General features: G+C 43.9%; 19 protein-coding genes. 9 read left to right on the plus strand and 10 right to left on the minus strand.

The window, feature by feature from the left end:
• Nucleotides 1–46 precede the first annotated feature (46 nt).
• From DQQ10_RS21110 to DQQ10_RS21120, 3 genes are all read left to right on the plus strand, one after another.
• Nucleotides 47–1,075 (plus strand): DUF4421 domain-containing protein, encoded by a 1,029-nt coding sequence (locus DQQ10_RS21110; RefSeq protein ID WP_112748911.1) that lies wholly within the window; start codon nucleotides 47–49, stop codon nucleotides 1,073–1,075.
• Nucleotides 1,076–1,195: 120 nt separating this feature from the next.
• Complete coding sequence (locus tag DQQ10_RS21115) at nucleotides 1,196–2,089, plus strand: cyclase family protein (RefSeq protein WP_112748912.1); 894 nt, start codon at nucleotides 1,196–1,198, stop codon at nucleotides 2,087–2,089.
• 17 nt (nucleotides 2,090–2,106) lie between these two features.
• Nucleotides 2,107–3,204 carry an MBL fold metallo-hydrolase gene (locus tag DQQ10_RS21120; protein ID WP_112748913.1) on the plus strand — a complete coding sequence of 366 codons (1,098 nt, stop codon included), beginning with the start codon at nucleotides 2,107–2,109 and terminating at the stop codon, nucleotides 3,202–3,204.
• Here the strand turns inward: DQQ10_RS21120 and DQQ10_RS21125 are convergent.
• The 3 genes from DQQ10_RS21125 to DQQ10_RS21135 form a co-directional block, all read right to left on the minus strand.
• Nucleotides 3,201–4,013 carry an SDR family NAD(P)-dependent oxidoreductase gene (locus DQQ10_RS21125; RefSeq protein ID WP_112748914.1) on the minus strand — a complete coding sequence of 271 codons (813 nt, stop codon included), beginning with the start codon at nucleotides 4,011–4,013 and terminating at the stop codon, nucleotides 3,201–3,203. The genes DQQ10_RS21120 and DQQ10_RS21125 overlap by 4 nt on opposite strands.
• The gene (locus DQQ10_RS21130; RefSeq protein ID WP_112748915.1) at nucleotides 4,006–4,575 is read right to left on the minus strand and encodes a type 1 glutamine amidotransferase domain-containing protein; all 570 of its coding nucleotides are present in this window, start codon (nucleotides 4,573–4,575) and stop codon (nucleotides 4,006–4,008) included. The genes DQQ10_RS21125 and DQQ10_RS21130 overlap by 8 nt, the downstream gene beginning before the upstream one ends.
• Before the next feature lie 199 nt (nucleotides 4,576–4,774).
• Complete coding sequence (locus tag DQQ10_RS21135) at nucleotides 4,775–5,548, minus strand: enoyl-CoA hydratase-related protein (RefSeq protein ID WP_112748916.1); 774 nt, start codon at nucleotides 5,546–5,548, stop codon at nucleotides 4,775–4,777.
• A 195-nt stretch (nucleotides 5,549–5,743) separates the two neighbouring features.
• Between DQQ10_RS21135 and DQQ10_RS21140 the strand changes: the two genes are divergently transcribed.
• Nucleotides 5,744–6,235, plus strand: a complete 492-nt coding sequence (locus DQQ10_RS21140; protein WP_112748917.1) for a low molecular weight protein-tyrosine-phosphatase — start codon at nucleotides 5,744–5,746, stop codon at nucleotides 6,233–6,235.
• Between the two features lie 5 nt (nucleotides 6,236–6,240).
• On the opposite strand, the gene DQQ10_RS21145 is transcribed toward DQQ10_RS21140, so the two are convergent.
• Nucleotides 6,241–7,482 carry an aspartate kinase gene (locus DQQ10_RS21145; RefSeq protein ID WP_112748918.1) on the minus strand — a complete coding sequence of 414 codons (1,242 nt, stop codon included), beginning with the start codon at nucleotides 7,480–7,482 and terminating at the stop codon, nucleotides 6,241–6,243.
• Between the two features lie 75 nt (nucleotides 7,483–7,557).
• Between DQQ10_RS21145 and fbp the strand changes: the two genes are divergently transcribed.
• On the plus strand, nucleotides 7,558–8,577 hold the full coding sequence (fbp, locus tag DQQ10_RS21150; RefSeq protein WP_112748919.1) for a class 1 fructose-bisphosphatase: 1,020 nt from the start codon (nucleotides 7,558–7,560) through the stop codon (nucleotides 8,575–8,577).
• A gap of 79 nt (nucleotides 8,578–8,656) precedes the next feature.
• Here the strand turns inward: fbp and DQQ10_RS21155 are convergent, their stop codons facing one another.
• Together DQQ10_RS21155 and yihA are read right to left on the minus strand one after the other, a co-directional pair.
• Entirely contained in the window at nucleotides 8,657–9,067 is a 411-nt protein-coding gene (locus DQQ10_RS21155) for a DUF5606 family protein (RefSeq protein WP_112748920.1), read from the minus strand.
• 60 nt (nucleotides 9,068–9,127) lie between these two features.
• On the minus strand, nucleotides 9,128–9,733 hold the full coding sequence (gene yihA, locus DQQ10_RS21160) for a ribosome biogenesis GTP-binding protein YihA/YsxC (protein WP_112748921.1): 606 nt from the start codon (nucleotides 9,731–9,733) through the stop codon (nucleotides 9,128–9,130).
• Between the two features lie 264 nt (nucleotides 9,734–9,997).
• Here yihA and DQQ10_RS21165 point away from each other — a divergent pair, with 264 nt between their 5' ends.
• The 4 genes from DQQ10_RS21165 (at nucleotide 9,998) to DQQ10_RS21180 (ending at nucleotide 14,331) form a co-directional block, all read left to right on the plus strand.
• Nucleotides 9,998–12,034 (plus strand): OmpA family protein, encoded by a 2,037-nt coding sequence (locus tag DQQ10_RS21165; RefSeq protein ID WP_165824042.1) that lies wholly within the window; start codon nucleotides 9,998–10,000, stop codon nucleotides 12,032–12,034.
• Between the two features lie 107 nt (nucleotides 12,035–12,141).
• Nucleotides 12,142–12,864 carry a bifunctional demethylmenaquinone methyltransferase/2-methoxy-6-polyprenyl-1,4-benzoquinol methylase UbiE gene (gene ubiE / locus DQQ10_RS21170; protein WP_112748923.1) on the plus strand — a complete coding sequence of 241 codons (723 nt, stop codon included), beginning with the start codon at nucleotides 12,142–12,144 and terminating at the stop codon, nucleotides 12,862–12,864.
• Complete coding sequence (gene porT, locus DQQ10_RS21175; protein WP_112748924.1) at nucleotides 12,813–13,568, plus strand: type IX secretion/gliding motility protein PorT/SprT; 756 nt, start codon at nucleotides 12,813–12,815, stop codon at nucleotides 13,566–13,568. The genes ubiE and porT overlap by 52 nt, the downstream gene beginning before the upstream one ends.
• 4 nt (nucleotides 13,569–13,572) lie before the next feature.
• Complete coding sequence (locus DQQ10_RS21180) at nucleotides 13,573–14,331, plus strand: SDR family NAD(P)-dependent oxidoreductase (protein ID WP_112748925.1); 759 nt, start codon at nucleotides 13,573–13,575, stop codon at nucleotides 14,329–14,331.
• Here the strand turns inward: DQQ10_RS21180 and DQQ10_RS21185 are convergent.
• The 4 genes from DQQ10_RS21185 to DQQ10_RS21200 form a co-directional block, all read right to left on the minus strand.
• A complete protein-coding gene (locus DQQ10_RS21185) occupies nucleotides 14,328–14,984 on the minus strand; it encodes an alpha/beta hydrolase (RefSeq protein ID WP_112748926.1) in 657 nt (218 codons plus the stop codon). The genes DQQ10_RS21180 and DQQ10_RS21185 overlap by 4 nt on opposite strands.
• A gap of 60 nt (nucleotides 14,985–15,044) precedes the next feature.
• Nucleotides 15,045–15,464 carry a hypothetical protein gene (locus DQQ10_RS21190; protein ID WP_112748953.1) on the minus strand — a complete coding sequence of 140 codons (420 nt, stop codon included), beginning with the start codon at nucleotides 15,462–15,464 and terminating at the stop codon, nucleotides 15,045–15,047.
• Between the two features lie 13 nt (nucleotides 15,465–15,477).
• Nucleotides 15,478–16,377 carry a hypothetical protein gene (locus DQQ10_RS21195; protein ID WP_112748927.1) on the minus strand — a complete coding sequence of 300 codons (900 nt, stop codon included), beginning with the start codon at nucleotides 16,375–16,377 and terminating at the stop codon, nucleotides 15,478–15,480.
• Nucleotides 16,378–16,446: 69 nt separating this feature from the next.
• Nucleotides 16,447–19,539: an ATP-binding cassette domain-containing protein gene (locus DQQ10_RS21200; RefSeq protein ID WP_112748928.1), complete on the minus strand. Its 3,093-nt coding sequence runs from the start codon at nucleotides 19,537–19,539 to the stop codon at nucleotides 16,447–16,449.
• Nucleotides 19,540–19,548 lie beyond the last annotated feature (9 nt).

Consider the following 19,548-nt stretch of genomic DNA (forward strand, 5'->3'; position numbering starts at 1 on the left):
TGGTGGGCTATTTTTTTGTAGGTATGATAATTATATCCATAGTGGTATGATGCGTTGGCGACTACTATTGATGATGTGCATGCTCAGATTGATGGTGCCCACTGGATTTGCCCAGAATAGGGGTCAGGTAAATCCTTACTACCAGACTTATGATAATCAGGTTACTGGCCGCACATATTTTTCGCGGAAGTTTACAACTGTCGTTTTGAATGATCGTGGATCTTATACGCTGCGATATCGCCCCAATACGACCTTGAACTTTGGTGTTGGCGCCACATACAAATGGGCAACGCTAAACTTGGCTTACGGATTTGGTTTCTTAAATCCCGAAGGTGGACGTGGAAAGACGCGCTATCTCGATCTTCAATTTCACAGCTACGGAAGAAAAATTTCTGTCGATGTGCTGGGCCAATTTTATAATGGATTCTACTTGGGTCCCAAAGGTACTGCTGCCCCCGATGATCGATTTTACTTGAGGCCCGATCTAAAAGTACGGGCACTCGGTGGAAGCGTGCAGTATATCGTGAACCACGAGAAGTTTTCTTATCGCGCAGCGTTCCTTCAGAACGAGTGGCAGCAAAAGTCGGCAGGCTCTTTACTGGTGGGACTTGAAATGTTCGCCGGAAGTATTCGGGCAGATAGTACCATCATTCCGACAACGATTGATCAAACATTGGCTGCCGATCAAATCACGCGATTTTCTTTTGTAGAGTTTGGTCCTAACATCGGTTACGCCTACACCTATGTGTATAACAAACATTATTTTGTGACCGGTGCTGCTGTGTTAAGTCTCGACCTGGGTTATAACAATGTTGTCGGTGAACGTACGCGAGATCATCATTTCGGTTTAAATCCCAATACACTATTTCGCATATCGGGTGGATACAATTCGACTTCATGGGCGATCACTGCGCTCTACGTGTCGAATGCATTGAGGCTTGCAAATCAAGAGGGGCCAACACCAACGTTACGCACTGGTAACTTTAGGGTGATACTAACGCATCGCTTTAGGCCGAGCAAAAAAATTAAAAAGTACCTCGAGCCCATCGAAGAAATTCAGGAACAGATAGAGTAATGAAACCTTCTCTGTCGTGGAAGCTGAATCGAATTTATTTCTAAGATTCGTGTAACTTACGCGCTTTATTTATCGATTAACACTGCTATTCCCTGGTAACCATTAAAACGGATAACTGATATGAAGAGAGTGAAATTTGATTTCGAGATTTACTTCACCAACGGCGGGGGTATCAAGGGCGACGACTTTCGTCTTGATATTGCAGGCGACGACATCACGGATCGCGAACTTGCCGACTACATTGTGAACGACATGAGACTACTCATGGTAGGTGAAACTAAAATACTGAATAAGGAAATTATCAGTGAGCCGCATAAACGAAAACCATTCAATGCAGATCCTGCTAAAAGCTTGTTTATTGATTTAAGTCACACCATCGAACACGGATTGGTGACTTATAAAGGGTTGCCAGCACCGATCGTATGCGATTATTTATCGAGAGAGGCATCTCGAAACTTTTATGAAGAAGGTACGGAATTTCAAATCGGAAAAATTGAGATGGTGACGAACACGGGAACCTATCTTGATTGTCCTTTCCACCGGTTTGAAAATGGTAAAGACCTTTCTGCGATTACAATTGAAAGCTTTACAGATCTTCCAGCAACAACAATTCGTGTACCGTATAAAGAGTCGTTGGCTATTACGGTCGATCACGTGAAAAATTATGAAATCAGAAATCGCGCCGTGTTGATTCATACAGGGTGGGGCGATGATCATTGGAATACAGAACAGTACTATGAAAATCATCCCTTCGTAACACAAGTTGCAGCGGAATATTTGCGTGACTGTCATGTGAAACTGGTGGGTATCGATTCTCATAACATCGATGATACAAGAACGCGTAGCAGGCCAACGCACACGACGTTACTAGGCGCCGAGATTCTCATCGTGGAGCATTTGTGTAATTTACACCTGCTTCCGCAAGACGGATATACTTTTACAGCCATGCCGCCAAAATTCAAAGGTGTAGGAACCTTTCCTGTAAGAGCAATTGCTAAATTGTTGCCAAGCTAACGTACCACACACGATCGATGCTCTTCACACTTCTTATTGTCCTGTGTATTCTAACGACGCTTTTGCTCTTTACGGCGTTGATACTTCGACTGCCAGCTTTCGGTAGAAATCCGTTAGGTGATCGGTTGAAACGAGTTCAAGGTTCAGCACAATATAAAGGTGATCATTTTGAAAATATTGAGAAAACGATGTTGATGGCGGAGGGGGCTTCGTATACAAAAATGATGAGCGAATTTTTTAAGAAGGGCATCGATCGTGAACCTAAAAAAAAGTTACCATTCGTAAGGACCGACTTACATAGTCTGGAAAATAATGGGTTCGTGTGGTTCGGTCACTCGTCTTATCTCCTTCGCGTCGAAAATAGAAATATCCTCGTTGATCCCGTTTTTAGTGACCGTGCATCGCCCATACAATTTGTCGGTATGCGTGCGTACGAAGGCGCCAATACATATCATCCACAAGACATGCCGCCTTTGGATGCCATCATTATTACACACGACCATTACGATCATCTCGATTATCAAACCATCAAAGCACTTCAACGTCAAACGAAAATGTTTTACACATCTATCGGTGTAGGACAACATCTGGAGCAGTGGCGTATCCCAAAAGAGAAGATCGTAGAAATGGATTGGTGGGAGTCATTAGAGATCTTTCAAAACGCTACATTAACCGCAGCGCCAGCGAGACATTTTTCAGGTAGGGGCATCGTTAGAAATAAAACGTTGTGGTCTTCATTTGTACTAGAAACGCCGGATCTAAAACTTTTTATCGGAGGCGATTCTGGCTACGATCAATCGTTCAAAAAGATAGGGGATAAGTTTGGCCCATTCGATGTAGCCATTGTGGAGGCTGGTCAGTATGATGTGAAGTGGCCACAAATCCATATGTCGCCCGAGGAGGCGGTACAAGCGAGTCTCGATCTTCGTGCACGCGTGTTGCTACCTGTACATTGGGGTAAATTTACATTGGCGCTTCATCCTTGGAATGAACCGATTGTTCGTGTGATGAATGAAGCTGCAAAACGCGATGTCGAAGTGGCAACACCCATGATCGGTGAACGCGTTTATCTCAAGAAAATTTCTTCTTTGCCACAATGGTGGAACGAGCACTAGTGTCCGCGTTCGCGATCTTCAAACATTTTGTTTAATGCCGCCGCTGACCAACTGTCGGGCATGAGTTTGCTCAGTCCGAGTTGTAATTCGTTTTGAAATCCGATGATCTCATGCTTTTTACCTTGCATCAACGCGTCGTATCCAGCTTGCGCTACGTCGTCAGGATCGGTGTAATCGTCTTGTGAGGATTCTGACGTTACATCCGTACTTGCTTTCCGAAAAGCATCGCTTTGTGTTGCGCCCGGACTAAGAATGGTAACAGTAATATTTTTATCTCGAAGTTCATGCTGCAATGCTTCTGAAAAGAAAAGCATAAATGACTTAGAAGCGCCATATACCGCCATTCGCGGCGTGGGCATAAATGCACTAACAGATGCTACTTGTAAAATTTTCCCGTTGTCTCTCACCAACATGTCTCTTAAAAAGAGTTTGGTGAGGTGGGTCGTGGTCATCACTTGTGTCATGATGAGCGACTGCTCTCTTTCCCAACTGCTCTCAGCAAACAGTCCGACCTCGCTCACGCCGGAATTGTTAACAAGAATGCTGATAATAATTCCTTCTTCAACAATTTCGTCGTAAAGTTCTTGCGCGGCAGTGAGCACTGACAAATCTTTTGGAATTATTGAGGTGATCGTGTGTGGATATAAGTTGCGTACATCACTTTCTAGTTGTAGCAACGCACTTGCTTCCGTATCAACAAGCACCAAGTTGAATCCTTCCTTTGCAAAAATCATTGCGAACGCTCTTCCGAAGCTACTGGTAGCGCCCGTAATCAACGTAAATTGTCTTGTGCTCAGCAAATCAGACATGACTTAACGCATTTCGCTTGTGTACGCCTTCACGCAGTTCCTCTAATAGTTTTTTGTTGAACGCTTCAAGATCTTCTGGTGATCGACTTGTCACTAAACCTTGATCAACAACGACATCATGATCTACCCATTTTGCTCCCGCATTCACTAAGTCAGCTTTCACGGAGGGATATGAAGTCATCTCTTTACCTTCTACAACACCCGCATTGATTAAGGTTTGCGGGCCATGACATATTGCAGCAATGGGCTTACCCGATACATACATACGGCGTACAAATTCAACGGCCTGGCTATTGGTCCGGAGCTTGTCGGGATTTAGAACACCACCCGGTAACACGAGTCCGTCATAGTCGTCAGGATTTGCTTGGTCAAGTACTTTGTCAACCTTCACACGAATACCCCATTCACCGTTGTCCCATGCTTTCACTTCCGTTTCCTGTGGCGAAATAACATCTACCGTTACGCCTGCTTTTTCGAGCGCTTCCCTTGGCGATACAAGTTCTGATTGCTCGAAACCATGTTCCGTAAGAATTGCTACTCTAAGATCACTGAGCTGTGCCATAAATTTAAAAATGCTTTGTTCACGACAACTGCATTAAATGTGATACGCACCGACGGAGAGGCTGGATTTACACGCCCCGGGGAAGTTTTTGGGCGAAGTTAGCGTCGTGTTGCGAGCTGAGAGAGGAACAGCTTTTTGTTCACGGTTCGGAGTTTTGCCGTGAACAGTGAACCGTGACCCGAGAACAGTGAACTTGTAGCTACTTCCCCAAATAATTAGGCTTACGCTTCTCAATAAACGCTTGCATGCCTTCTTTCTGATCTTGAGAAGCGAAGGTGAGATAGAAATTCTTACGTTCGAACTGAAGCCCCTCATCAAGATGTGTTTCGAACGATCTGTTTACGGCTTCTTTTGCAAGTTGTATAGCAATAGGCGACATCTGAGCAATCTCTTTTGCTAGCGTAAAGGCTTCGAACAAATACATTTCTACAGGAACAACTTTATTGATAAGCTTATAGGAGAGTGCCTCGTCAGCGGAGATAAATCTTCCTGTCAGGACGAGCTCCATCGCTTTTGCTTTTCCAATAGCTTTCGTTAAACGTTGTGTTCCACCAGCCCCAGGCATCACGCCAATTTTTATTTCTGGCTGGCCGAACTTTGCCGTCTCCGAAGCAATGATCATATCACAAGTCATCGCTAACTCGCAACCACCGCCCAATGCAAAACCAGACACCGCGGCGATTATGGGCTTCTTTGTTTTTCTGATTTGATCCCATGTTGTGAACTGATCGATCGTTAACATGTCGATCGCGCTTTTATCAGACATCTGTTTAATGTCGGCGCCGGCAGCAAATGCTTGCGCATTGCCTGTGATGATGATAACTTTTACTGCAGGATTTCGATCGAGTTGCGCCAACGCATCACGCAGCTCAAGCATGAGTTGTAGGTTGAGCGCATTGAGTTCTTTTGGGCGATTCAATTGAATCAATGCGACATGTGGTTCATGTTGTTCAGTCACGAGTATAAATTCCATGCAGGCAGGCTTTGTACAAATTTGAAAAGAATCCACAGAATGACAAACACTGAAAAAATAAAAGCCCCGTCAACGCGTGACGGGGCAAACCAAAAGGCGGTTTACTAAGTGTGCTATGCAGTGATTAATATTTACAGAATCGCTTTTGTAACCCACCCGGAATGTATTTTTGCGCCCGAAAACCCAGTTTGCACCATGGTTAAAGCCAAAATACTCTTTGTTTGTTTAGGTAATATTTGCCGATCGCCCCTCGCAGAAGCTATTTTTAAGCATAAAATCAAACAACATAACCTGGATCGCTATTTTGAGGCCGATTCCTGTGGTACCTCTAATTATCATATCGGCGATACGCCCGATTCACGAACTATCGCAAACGCACTCAAGAACGGCGTAAAAATCGACCATCTCGGCCGACAACTTTGCGATAAAGATTTGGAAAACTATGACTACATCTTGGCAATGGATCAGTCCAACTATCAGAATATTCTACGCCTGTCAAATGCGTCGGAGCACGTGGGTAAAATAGATTTGATGCGGAACTACGATACCGTTGATCGCGGCAGTGAAGTGCCAGATCCGTATCACGGTGGTGAAACACACTTTCAACATGTATTCGAAATTCTAGATCGGAGCATGAACAATTTTATCGCTCACCTAGAGCAAAAGCATCAAGTTGAAAGGGTGTAGCCGCGTTATGGCTTGATCAGCACTTGCAACGTTGATCGCGACGACTGTTCCAAGAGCACACCTTTGTGTTTTCGATACGTATCGAAAGAAGCTTCGTCGTAGTTTTTGATGGTGATCAATGTCAGACCTGTGTTGTAATATACCTCGAAATGTTGTTGAAGTTGGTGAATGAGTGCCATCACTTTATTCTCGCGGAAGTCGAGACAAAACGAAAATGTGATCGCAGAGTTTTGCATTACGTTCACCCGTAAACCAAGCTGTGTTAACGCATGGAAGATCAAACTCAACTGTTCCTCACTGATGAATGTGTAGTCGGTAACCTTGCAGGAGATTAAACATTGGTTGTCCTTGAATACGATCAATGGCGGAAGGTCATCTACGGTACATTCATGAATCACGGTTCCCTTCAGTGAAGGGTCGTCGAAGTTTTTGACGTGGAGTGGGATACCTTTGTTGGCTAATGGTTTAATTGTTTTGGGGTGAATCACAGATGCGCCATAGTATGTCATCTCTGCTGCCTCTTTAAAGGGGAGTTCATCAAATACAATCGCCGCAGGTAGTCTCTTTGGGTCAGCGTTCATTACACCAGGTACATCTTTCCAAATCGTTAAAGATTCTGCGTCAAGCGTTGAGGCAAAAATAGCGGCGCTGTAGTCTGATCCTTCACGTCCCAATGTTGTGGTTTGCGCGTTCGCAGTTTGTCCGATAAATCCCTGGGTTATGATCACTTGGTCTCGAAGTATCGTGCGTAGCGGTTGAATCTTATTCGACGTTAAACCCCAATCCACTTTTCCTTCGCGAAAACTATCATCTGTTGCGATGCATGTGCGGGCATCAAGCCAATGCGATGGAATGTTTTGTGCTTGTAGAAAATGATGAACGATGACCGATGAAATTAACTCACCTTTCGCGACCATTTCGTCATAGTATTCATCGAAGTCAGTATCTTTTTGAAGCGCATGACCAAGTTCAACAAAAATTTTCTCCACCGATGAGAAGGCTTCGTGGTCGGATGGAAACAATTCTTTGAGGATATCGTGATGATATCTAAGAAGGGCGTTTACTTCCGCGGTTGCGTCTTTGTTGTAGAAAGACAACTGGATAATCTGTTCCAAGGCATTGGTCGTTTTGCCCATGGCCGAGACAACTACGAGGAGTGGCGCTTTGTATGATTGAATAATTGCGGTGACGTTTCGTACCCCTTTCGCATTCTTGAGTGAGGCCCCTCCAAATTTAAAAACCTTCATTTTTATTGAACTAAATCGTTTGCGGATTAACTTTGAGCCAGCCTATCACCGGTACGACAGGCCTAATTTTACAGCATGCAAAGATCATCCAATATTACCAGCAGCACAAGCATCGAATCATCTAGAATTGCGCAGCCGATAGGGACCGCGCTCGATCGCTTTATTAAGAACAACCAAGATCAATTCGCTTTTGCCAGCGGCGAACTCTCACAACTTCTACGCGACATCGCCCTCGCGAGCAAAGTTGTAAACCGTGAAGTTAACAAAGCGGGATTGATTGATATCATGGGCGCAATGGGTTCGCAAAATACAGCCGGCGACGACCAGCAAAAATTGGATGTACTCGCCAACATTCGATTCACGCGCGCCCTTGCGAAAGGAGGGGAGGTATGCGCACTCGTCTCCGAAGAAGCCGAATCATTTGTCGACCTTAATAATGATGGCAAATATGTGATCGCAATCGATCCTTTAGATGGTTCTTCAAATATCGATGTCAATGTTTCGATCGGAACAATCTTTTCTGTCTATCGCCGAAAGAGCCCTGTGCAAACACCCATTACGGAAGATGACATTCTTCAATGTGGGTCAGAGCAAGTTGCCGCTGGTTATGTGCTCTATGGATCGTCTACGATGCTGGTATACACCACCGGCCATGGTGTAAATGGGTTTACGTATGAGCCTACCCTTGGTGAATACTTCCTTTCACATCCACATTTGCAAATGCCTGAAGAGGGTAAAATCTATTCTGTCAATGAGGGATCGGCAAATTCATTTTCTGCTTCTGTTACAAACTATCTTCAGCACTGTAAAGACAACAAATACACAGCGCGTTATATCGGATCGCTCGTGGCAGATTTTCACAGGAATATGTTGAAAGGAGGAATCTACATTTACCCTGCAACTGCAAAGGATAAGAATGGAAAATTACGGTTGATGTACGAATGCAATGCACTTGCTTTCATCGCCGAACAAGCTGGAGGATTAGCGACGGATGGTTTTCAACGGATACTCGACATCAAGCCAACAGAGCTTCATCAGCGTACACCTTTTTTTGTAGGCTCTAAAAAGATGGTAGAAAAAGCAATGAGTATGTAAACAAAAAACACCGCAGATTTCGATGTGCGGTGTTTAGTTCAAAGTATTGAATTGACATACTACGGATTGCTCCGCGATATTATTCTGCTGCAGCGGCCGTAAGAATTTCCGGCGCGTTCTTCAAAATCAGTTCATACCACTTCACCAATTTCTTGATGTCGGATACATATACGCGATCTTCATCGTACTCTGGAAGAATTGCCTTCATGAATGACTTTAGCTCAGATGCATCGGCACTTCCATCTACACCCAAATCATTGCCGAAGTCTGCATGCATTTTCTTGAGAACATCATTTAATGCGACAGTTCCTTCTTTCGTAGTGGTATAAATGGAGATTTCGTTGAGCAACGAAAGTCTGTGATTGGAGGTAGCGACAAGTTTTGTTTTAGACTCATCTAATGACTCTAAGATCACTCCTGATTTGGTCGGTGCCACAACTTTGAATAATCCGCCCTTGCCCGCGATTGTGGCTATTTCTGCTAATGTCATAAAGTCAATTTTAAATGGAGGGCAAATCTAAAGAAAGGATTCAAAAAGTCCACTGTTACGCTAGGATTGACTCCCTTTTTCGATTACATCGTCGATGAATTCCAAAATATCTTCCCGACCGGCTTTTTGTTCTGATGAGGTGATCATCATCGGCGGCAATTCTTCCCATGTCTGAAGCAACGCCCGCTGAAAGGCCGCAATGTTTTTCTGGAGTTCATTTTTTTTGAGCTTGTCGGCTTTTGTAAATACAATAGCGATCGGGATACCTTGCGCTCCAGCCCAGCCGATAAAGCTCAAATCAATTTTTTGAGGCTCAACGCGGGGGTCGATCAAGATGAAGAGGCAGTCTAAGTTTTCACGTTTTGTCGTGTATTCTTCGATCATCTTGCCAAATCCTTCCCGTGTCGATTTGCTTACGCTGGCATAACCGTAACCTGGAAGGTCGACCAGATACCACTCCTCATTGATTAGAAAGTGATTGATTGTCTGTGTTTTTCCAGGTTTTACCGACGTTTTCGCAAGCTTCCTGTTGTTGGTAAGCATGTTGATCAGCGACGACTTTCCCACATTCGAGCGGCCAATGAAAGCAAATTCCGGCTTGTCGGGAGCCGGGCATTTTTTGACATCGGCGTAGCTTGAGATGAATGTGGCGGTGGTGATCTTCATTGTTAAAGTAATGATTGAAGGCCAAAATACTAAGAATGTAAGAAACGTGTGCCTTATGATTTCATATTATTGTTTCGAAATCAGCAGATTTTACTAACTTGGGTTGTCATGGAGTAGCTTTTTTGCATAACTTTATCGTGAAGTAAAATTTTTTAAACAATGTCCAGTATCCATAGAGTACTGATTTTTTTAGCTTCTTTATTAGCGATTTCTTTCCCCGGTTACACCCAGGATAAAACTCCGGCTGAAACTGCGCGCGAATATATGGCAATGGCAGAAGACATCCTCGAGAGTACCAAAGCGATGGACGATGCCCGTGGGCTCGTTGTCACAGCGGCTGATCTCGACACTACGTTCATTAAAGCTAACTACGAAGCCGGTCACTTGCACTTAATGACCATACAACGTGATCAAGCAGCACAATACTTGTTGCGTGTGTTGCGTCAGGATCCTGACTATCGCTTTGATATTGAGTATTCTATTGGTGAAAGTTATCAGTATGGCGAAGACTTCGATAAGGCGATTTATTACTACAACAGATACAAAGAACGCCTCGCTAAAAAACCGAACTATCAAGGCAAAGATCGTGTCGAACAAGTGACCGTCGATCGCGCTATTTATGAATGTGAGAACGGAAAAGAATTTGTTTCGAATCCCAAAAACTTTTCCATTGTAAACATCGGCCGTGAAATCAATTCTGAATACGAAGACTACGCGCCTGTGTTGAATGAAAACGAAGATGAAATCGTATTTACCACGCGTCGTCGTGATGACAACTTGAACCAAAACGTGGCTGATGATAACAAACCATGGGAAGATATTTTCATCGCCCGTAAGTCAGGTAACACCTGGAGCTATGCGAAAAATATTGGCGAGCCCGTGAACGGTCAGAACCACGACTCTAACACGGCCCTCTCGGCTGATGGTAAAACGTTGTTCCTTTATAATGATGAGAACGGTGGCGATATCCTTTACACGAATTTTGAAAACGGTGTATGGTCAACGCCTGTTCCGCTTCCAGGGATTATCAACTCAAGCTTTGCAGAAAAGTCTGTAAGTATTTCTGAAGACGAAAAATCACTCTACTTCTCAAGTAACAGACCTGGTGGTTACGGCGGTCTTGACATCTATCGCGCAACAAAAGACAGTAAGGGTGAATGGGCGAATGTGAAAAATCTCGGACCTGCGATTAATACAGAACTCAATGAAGACGGTCCTTTTATCGACTACGATCTGGTGACATTATACTTCTCTTCAGAGGGAAGAAAAGGTATGGGTGGATACGATGTATTCAAGTCTACGTTTAATCCGAATACCAACGAGTGGACTGATCCTGAAAACCTGGGCTACCCAATCAACACGCCTGATAATGATATTTACATTGTATTTTCCAAAGACAATAAGCGTGCATATTATTCTTCCGTGCGAGAAGATGGTATGGGTTACACGGATATCTATTTGATTACATCACCGGAAGGCATTAAGAATGCGCAACCTGTAACAAAGAAACTACCTGTTGAAGAACCGGTAGCGAAAGTAGACACGGCAGCAACAACGCCACAAGATCCTGTGGTAGTCAAGAACGATCCACCGAAGACAACGGTTGATCCGAACAAGACGAAAACGGAGCCTAAGACTCAACCTAAGGTCGTTGAGCCGAAGAAAGAAATTATTCCGCTTAAATATGTGGTCACTGTTGTCGATGCGGCATCAAAGTCACCATTAGAAGCAAAAGTCAAACTTCAGGGCGCGAAAGACAATGTACTCGTAGGCATGTCGCCGCAGGGTGGTGGTATCTATGAGTTCACCATTACCAATGCAAAAGCAAAAGATTATAGGCTTTCAGTTGATCTTCCTGGATACGTTTTTGTGAATCAGAATCTCAAAATTGAAGGAGCAACCACTACTGCCAAAACAGTTAACCGTACCATCGAGTTGGTAAAACTTGCAGAACGCGTTACGGGTGTTCTTAGGAATATCTATTTTGACTTTAACAAGGCGACCTTCCAGACTGAATCTTATGGCGAATTGAATAAGCTTGAAGCCATGATGCGTCAGAACGAAGGAATGATCATCGAGATATCTGGTCATACCGATGCAGTGGGCTCTAAATCTTACAATGCATTCTTATCGCAGAAACGTGCCGAGGCGGTAAAAGACTTCTTGACGAAAAAGGGCGTGGATACCCGTCGCATCAAGGCTGTCGGATATGGCGAAAGCAAACCCATTGTGAGCAACGACGACGAGGAGGAGGGAAGAGAGATCAACCGTCGTGTCGAGTTCAAGGTAATTCAGAAGTAAATCACCAAGTTTTTTTGAGGATTATCGCGTGAAAGACTGAATTGGTCTGCCTGCTATTGGCTTGCCACGTAGAAACCCATTACCTTCGCCCGGGTTTAAGTAGCAAAATGACAGTAGTTCCATATAAAGAAGAGCGCGCGGGCAAGAAAGAACAGGTTGCCAAGATGTTCGACAACATCAGCCACCGTTACGATTTTCTTAATCACTTTCTAAGTTTGGGCATTGATAAAGGTTGGCGAAAGAAGGCGATTAAATGTCTTCAGCCCATTCAACCCAAAACTATTCTCGACGTGGCTACCGGAACGGGTGATTTTGCGATTCAAGCATTGTCTTTGAAACCCAATAAAATCACCGGGATAGACATCTCTGAAGGTATGTTGGCCGTGGGGCGCAAAAAAATTGCGTCGCAAAAACTCGACAATCTGGTGGAGCTTAAAAGTGGCGACTCTGAAAATATTCCCTTCGCAGAAAATAACTTCGATGCTGTGACCGTTGCATTTGGTGTGAGGAATTTTGAAAACTTAGAGAAGGGCCTGTCAGAAATTTATCGCGTGATCAAACCAGGTGGGATGGTCGTCGTGCTTGAATTTTCGAGACCACGGAGCTTCCCTTTCCGGCAGATTTATAGCTTTTATTTTAAGTTCATTTTACCTAAAATAGGCAGGTTTATCTCCAGCGACAAAGCAGCTTACACCTACTTACCAGAGTCTGTCGAGGCGTTCCCTGACGGTGATGCTTTTCTCGATAGGTTGAAAAATGCAGGATTTAAAAACACGAAATGCAAAACACTAACATTTGGCGTAAGCTCAATTTACAGTGGCACAAAATAGCGATTGCTCTCTTCTTTGCGCTTACGAGTTCGCTCGTTGCGCAGGGCCAGTTGTCGCAAGAAGCAAAATGGGCGCGTAAGAACAATCCCAACTACGACAAGAAGAAGCTCACGTACGGCTTTCTAATCGGTCTACATACATCGACCTATCAGATTAAGTATTCGGATAGAATGACTTCTCAGAAATTCGATTCGCTACATTCTGTTGTACCGGATTGGAATCGTGGGTTTGCGCTCGGCTTTATCGTGAATTATCGCGCGACAGATTTCCTGGATTTGCGTCTTACACCGACGGTTGCTTTTCATGAGCATACTTTGAACTACCGTTTCACCGACCCTGCCGTACCCGACATTCGTGAGCTGGTGGAAACGACGATGGTAGAATTACCGATCCTCTTAAAATACAAATCAGAACGTCGTGGGAATGTTAGAATGTACGTGGTCGGCGGTGTAAAACCTTCCATCGAAGCTTCAGGTAAAAATAAGGAAGATGAAAAGAACGGAAATTTGAAAATCACTGGCTCTAACATCAACCTCGAAGCCGGTTTTGGTTTCGATCTCTATTATCCGTTGTTCAAGTTCTCTCCCGAGATTCGTTTCTCAAGAGGGCTATCCAATATTCTGGCGAATACCACGAATGCGTACGGATTACCGCTGAAGTCGGTGAACACGAATACCATTACCATTTACTTCCTTTTCCAATAAGCTCATGAACAAAAGAATTGCGCTCATCACAGGTGCCACATCTGGTATCGGTGAGGCCACGGCACGTTTGCTTTCGAGAAGTAACTTCCGCTTAATCATTTGTGGTCGTCGTGCGGACAGGTTGGCGGCATTACAACAAGCGTTGCGTGAGCAAACTGAAGTGATCAGCTTAAGCTTTGATGTTCGAGATCAACAATCCGTCGCTAAGGCTATTCAAGGGCTTCCGGAGGAATGGAAAACGATCGATGTACTCATCAATAACGCGGGCAATGCGCATGGCTTAGATCCCATTCAAAAAGGCAGTCTCGAAGATTGGGATGCGATGATCGATATCAACGTAAAGGGTTTGCTATATGTATCCAAGGGGGTTATCCCTGGCATGACAGCCCGAAACAAAGGTCATATCGTAAACCTTGGTTCTATTGCCGGAAAGGAAGTTTATCCGAATGGCAACGTCTATTGCGCGAGTAAATTTGCCGTCGATGCACTCACCAAAGGAATGCGCATGGATTTGAATCCTTTCAACATAAAAGTGACATCGATCAATCCGGGGATGGTGGATACCGAGTTCTCCTTGGTTCGATTCAAAGGCGACGATGAGAAAGCCGCGCAAGTATACAAAGGACTTGAGCCGTTAAAAGGAGAGGACATTGCCGACATTATTCGCTATGTATTGGAAGCCCCGACGCACGTCGTACTTGCCGATATCACAGTGTTTCCCACCGCGCAAGGAAGCAGCACATTGGTAAAGCGCAATGCTTAGATAAACTTTTTCAGGGTGTCTGAATCAATATCATGACCACCCTCAAATGTCGTGTGTGTCGGATTAATTCCCAGCTTATTAGAGATCAATCTCATTTCGGTAAACCGTTCATCGTTTAAAAAGGGATCTTGTGTTCCGTAGACAAGGTGTGTCTCTTTATGCTTAAGGATATCACCGCCGTGCGCAAAGTCCATATCTGGTGGGAACACACCGGCCCACAGGATAAGTCTATCGAATCTGCGGTTGCTCTGTGTTGCCCATCGTGACACCGTTGCAGCACCTTGGGAGAATCCTAGAAACGTAATGGGGACTTGTGGCGCTGGGTTTGTGACATCGTCGTACACCGCATTCAAATAGGTGATGTAGTTGGCAATGTCCATCTGTCTATTTTCTTTGGTCATCCAAGACGAGCCCACGCGATTGTTGCCGCTTTGTTTGCGTGATTGAACGTCTTCCAGATAAAACTTCGACAACCCTTCCGGCGCGACAAAGAAGGTCTGAGCGCTTTCTAAGCTTGTGAATTTTCGAATGAAGTACTGCGCAAGCTGTCCGTAACCGTGGATCACAAACCAAATCGATTTTGTCTGTGATGATAGTTCTCCCAATGTGGCATAACGCGCTTCGAAAGAAAACTTTACAGATTTGAAGGGCATGATGTAAATTAAAAAAGGCCTTCTGTTGAGAAGGCCTTTGGTATTAGTGTTAGAAACTTATTAGCGTTTGAAACCGAGTGCACTTCCACCGCAGTAGGTAGTCGATCCATCGAACGTATACTGGATGTAGTAGATACCGGTTGTGTTGCAAGGATAAGCGATCGCAGAGATGAACTGACCGTTGATCTTGCTCGTCGCTACCTTATTTCTGTTCGAGTCGAAAAGACTTACTACAACTCCATCGGTAGGAGCCGGTGCAGCACAGATGTTAATCATGTACTGAGTTCCTTTCGTGAAAACGTAGGAATATTCTACGAAATCTTTTGCTCCCTTTTCAATCTTGTAGCTCTTTAGGAAGTTGAATCCAGCAGCAAGTTTTGGAATACATTGATTGCTGAGTGCTTCGCTATTGCACTGGCCAATAACTTCAAGGGTACTCAAAAAACACACGGTGAGAACAATAAAAATTACTTTTTTCATATGGCTCCTCATCTTATGATATATACTTATTTCTGATTGTTGTAGTCAATGTCTTAATGTTCTTGACATCGTCTTCGGTGATCTCAATAGTACTTGTACTATTGTCTTTGATGACCATCACGCCATCAACGATCTCGAATGTAGACTCTTTATAAACGTAGGTGATTTTTACTTTTTCGTAAAGTGCTTTAAGCTCCTTCATGTCTTTCAACAATGATGCCATGTTTTGGTCAGTTTGCTCGTAGAAAGTAAGGAGGAGAATAATGTTTTCTAGGATAATCTTTTGTTCACCAATCGTTTCGCGAAGTTGTTTGTTGTTTGGCGTAGCCGCAGAAACTTGCGATACAATGTGTAGTGCTTCTAACCAACCGCCAGTGAGCAAAAGAACGCTTAAACTCTCTCTGTTTTGAGTCTGTAAGTATTGGTTGATATTGTTAAAGTTTTGCGTGGTAATCAAAAGCAATGAGTCAAGATTGCTACTGTTTGTAGCAAGACGTCCAATTGTTTCGATGTCGAAGAATTGGCCAATGCTCAGGTCGTCAGCCAAATCCTTGATAGCACCCATGTACTTAACACCATCTTGGTTTTGTTCATAGATATTGGTATAACCAAGATCGGTTCCATAGATTCCCAAATTCAAAGCTTTCTGGAAATTACTGTTGTAGTTGGGAAGGTTATCTGGTGAATTCAAGTAAGTAGCATTGTACTTCTGGCCAGATTCTTTCAAAAGAACAGAGATCTCAAGCGGTGCTGGAATTTGTTGGAGGATTTCACCAAGCACAGCGCGATCGAGCGGTGGCGCATCTGATTGCGCGCTGTCAAGAGAGGTCTCAAAATCTCCTTCAGTACTTTTATTTCCTGACCCGCAAGCGGTAAAGAAGATCGTTAAGACGACGAGCATTATAATTCTCATAATTATAAAATTATACGTTTACAAAGTTAAAAATATACCATTCACAGCCAAAAAGTTACTTCGTATGCTTTATTTCTTTTTCTGCAGATTAACCTTCGGAAGATTCACCTTGCCGGGCACATTGTCGAATGAGTTAACCAGTTTACGAAGCAGCTCGAAATAGAGGGTGGCGTAGAGAACTAACGTCATCAACCAGATTACCATGATATCAAACCAATAGGTGCTGACGCTGGCACCGAAAAGATTCTTTGTCGGTGCAAAGAATGGCGCACGATAGTTCAATGGATTTTCTGTAGACGCATCCTGGAAGATCGGATTGATCTGCTGGATCAGTTGACCGTTATACTCTATGATACGTTCTTTCTCCGAAATGTTCTTGACCAAATCGGCTAAGCTTTCATTGTAATATTTGTTTTTGTAACTGTTAAGGTTGTATTCGCCGTTGGAAGCATTTTGAAGTTTAAGAATGGTGTTGTCGCGCGCCAGAATTGCTTTGTTGAAATACTCCTGGTTACGTGTTTTGAAAGCGGCTAAGAATTTCTCCAATTTCTCACCGAACGCTGGCGTAAATGTCGCTTTTGTCCACGGTGATTGAAGCTCCTTCTCGATGCCTTTTTTAAATTTCTCCTTCGCAAGGGATGTTTGAATAATCGTGATGTCTTTCTGAACGATCGCCTGAATGGAATCACTCTTGTCATTCACATGGTCGAGGATGTACCGACGTTTTTTCTCAAGCTCATCAACCAAATAAGACGCTTTGAAATCGAATTGAGATTCGAACTTGTCAAATTCATAATAGGGTGCCTCAAAGCTATTTTGCTTGAATTGGTAAACGGCCATGGCCTCGTATGCCCAGCGCGATGCCATCATGTCAGCAACAATAGGTACTTTTCCTTTCGTACTGATGATGTTGTTCAATTTATCGAAGCTAAAGAGCAAACCACTCAAGATCATCTGCGGAATCAAGAGTAATGGAATCATGACATAAACAGTAACGGCCGAGTTAAATGCCGAAGAGATGTTCAGCCCGAGTACGTTCGCCATGCATGATACCGTGAACAGCACCAACCAGAAGGGGAGGAGCATGCTCCACTGGATTTCCAAAATCATGTTTCCGATCAACACAAACAAAAATGTCTGGATGGCTGACAAGGAGAACAAGATCAAGATTTTCGACATCAAGTAACTGTTCCAGCTCAGGTTCAAGAATGATTCACGCCGGAGGATCTTTCGATCACGAATAATTTCTTCTGCACTCACCGTTAATCCCATAAATAGGGCAACGATAATCGCCATCAACATGAAGGCTGGGAAATTATCATTGAAGCGGAATAGATATTCTCTTCCACCCGGCGCGCTTTTGTATTTGATAATAACTGCCAGGATAATTGCCAATAGCGGCGCTTCGAGCAGGTTTATCAGCAAGTATTGCTTGTTGCTAAGCTTGGAAAGCGTATCGCGTGTAGCGAAGATTAACATTTGCTTTAACTTATTCGGAAGCACAAGCGAATGTGGAGGCTCTTCTTTTACATCTTCGACTTTGCTGATTTTGAAACGTTCTTTGTAAAGATCATACCACTGTGGTGGTGTGATCTTGCGTTTACTCGTAGGTTGACCGTATTCGTCAACAACCTTTGCTTCGATGATATTGAAAATTTGCTCGGGATTTACGTTACCGCAGGTCTCACATTGACCACGGTTACTGTCTACCTGATGCGTTGATTTTTTAAAGTAGGTGACGGCTTCTACGGGAGGTCCATAGTAGGCCGGATAACCGCCAGTGTCCATGATCACCATCTTATCAAACATCTTGTAGATGTCAGATGATGGTTGGTGAATCACGACAAATATCAATTTACCTTTTAAGGATAATTCTTTTAGTAAGTCGATAACGTTCTCCGAGTCGCGTGACGAAAGTCCTGAAGTAGGTTCGTCCAAAAAGAGAATGGCCGGTTCGCGAATAAGTTCCAACGCGATGTTGAGTCGTTTACGCTGACCACCGCTGATGGTTTTTTCGAGCGGGTTCCCAACCTTAAGATCCTTGCGCTGATCGAGCCCGAGGTTTTCGAGCACTTCCATCACGCGTGCATGCAACGTCTCCTCTTTAGCGTCGGCAAAGCATAAGCGAGCGTTGTAATACAAGTTTTGGTATACCGTGAGTTCTTCGATAAGCAGGTCATCTTGCGGAACGTAACCGATCACGCCATGTATCTTATCTTTTTGCGAATGCGTATCGAATCCGTTGATCAGGATTTGTCCTTTGGTAGGTTGGACAAGTCCGGCCATAACGTTTAGCAAAGTTGTTTTACCCGCACCGCTGGCACCCATGATGCCGATCAATTTTCCGGGGCCTTCAGAGATCAATACATTGCGCAGACCGATCGCACCATTGGGGAATTTTAATTCATCGATGGTAGCGTTAAAAGAAAGCTTCGTTGTTTTGAGCTCTTCATTGTAGTTGGCAACGAGGTCGCTGTAGTACAATGCATCGCCGGCCTGTGTTTTGATTGTACTACCATGCGAGAACAGGTAAACACGATTGGGTTGCATGATGAATCCGTTGAGTACGTTGGATTCTTCACCTAAATATTTTGTGAAGTACATTTCCACGCTGCGTACCCGCATGAAGATGAGATTACCTTGGATGTGGCCGTGGACGTGTTTATGAAGTTTGCCTTCCTCTGCTTGACCTTTAGAGTTCAGAAGGAGGATGTCATTAAAGTTCAGCGATTGTGCATCTTCGGAGATGACAAAACTTTCGATGAGTTGATACTCGTCTTGGATGATGTTAAAGACCGTAGACACCGTATTGATGATCTCCATACGCTGAGGTGTGAAGTTCTTGTCGGTGCCAACAAGTTCGAGGAGTTTGATGAGTACAACGACCTTTTGTTTCTGCGTGAGTGTTTTGTTGATCTTTTTACAGATCCCCAATGTTTTCACTGAGTCTTTAACAGAAGTGAGTTTCGATTTGCCATCATCTTCTTTTCCATAGCCAGAAAACTGGTCATAGAGATCGAGATATTCTTTGATGGTATCTTGATCGAGTTCAGTTTGGAAAAAGTTGATTACAAACTGACGTTCTCGTTCTGTTACCCCACCATCCTGTTTCGTGATAATTGCAAAAAGTTGGGTGAGGGCTTTGAGTATTTCTTCACTCATAGGCTAAAA

It is taken from the genome of Pseudochryseolinea flava, assembly GCF_003286915.1.
GTDB classification, from domain to species: domain Bacteria; phylum Bacteroidota; class Bacteroidia; order Cytophagales; family Cyclobacteriaceae; genus Ohtaekwangia; species Ohtaekwangia flava.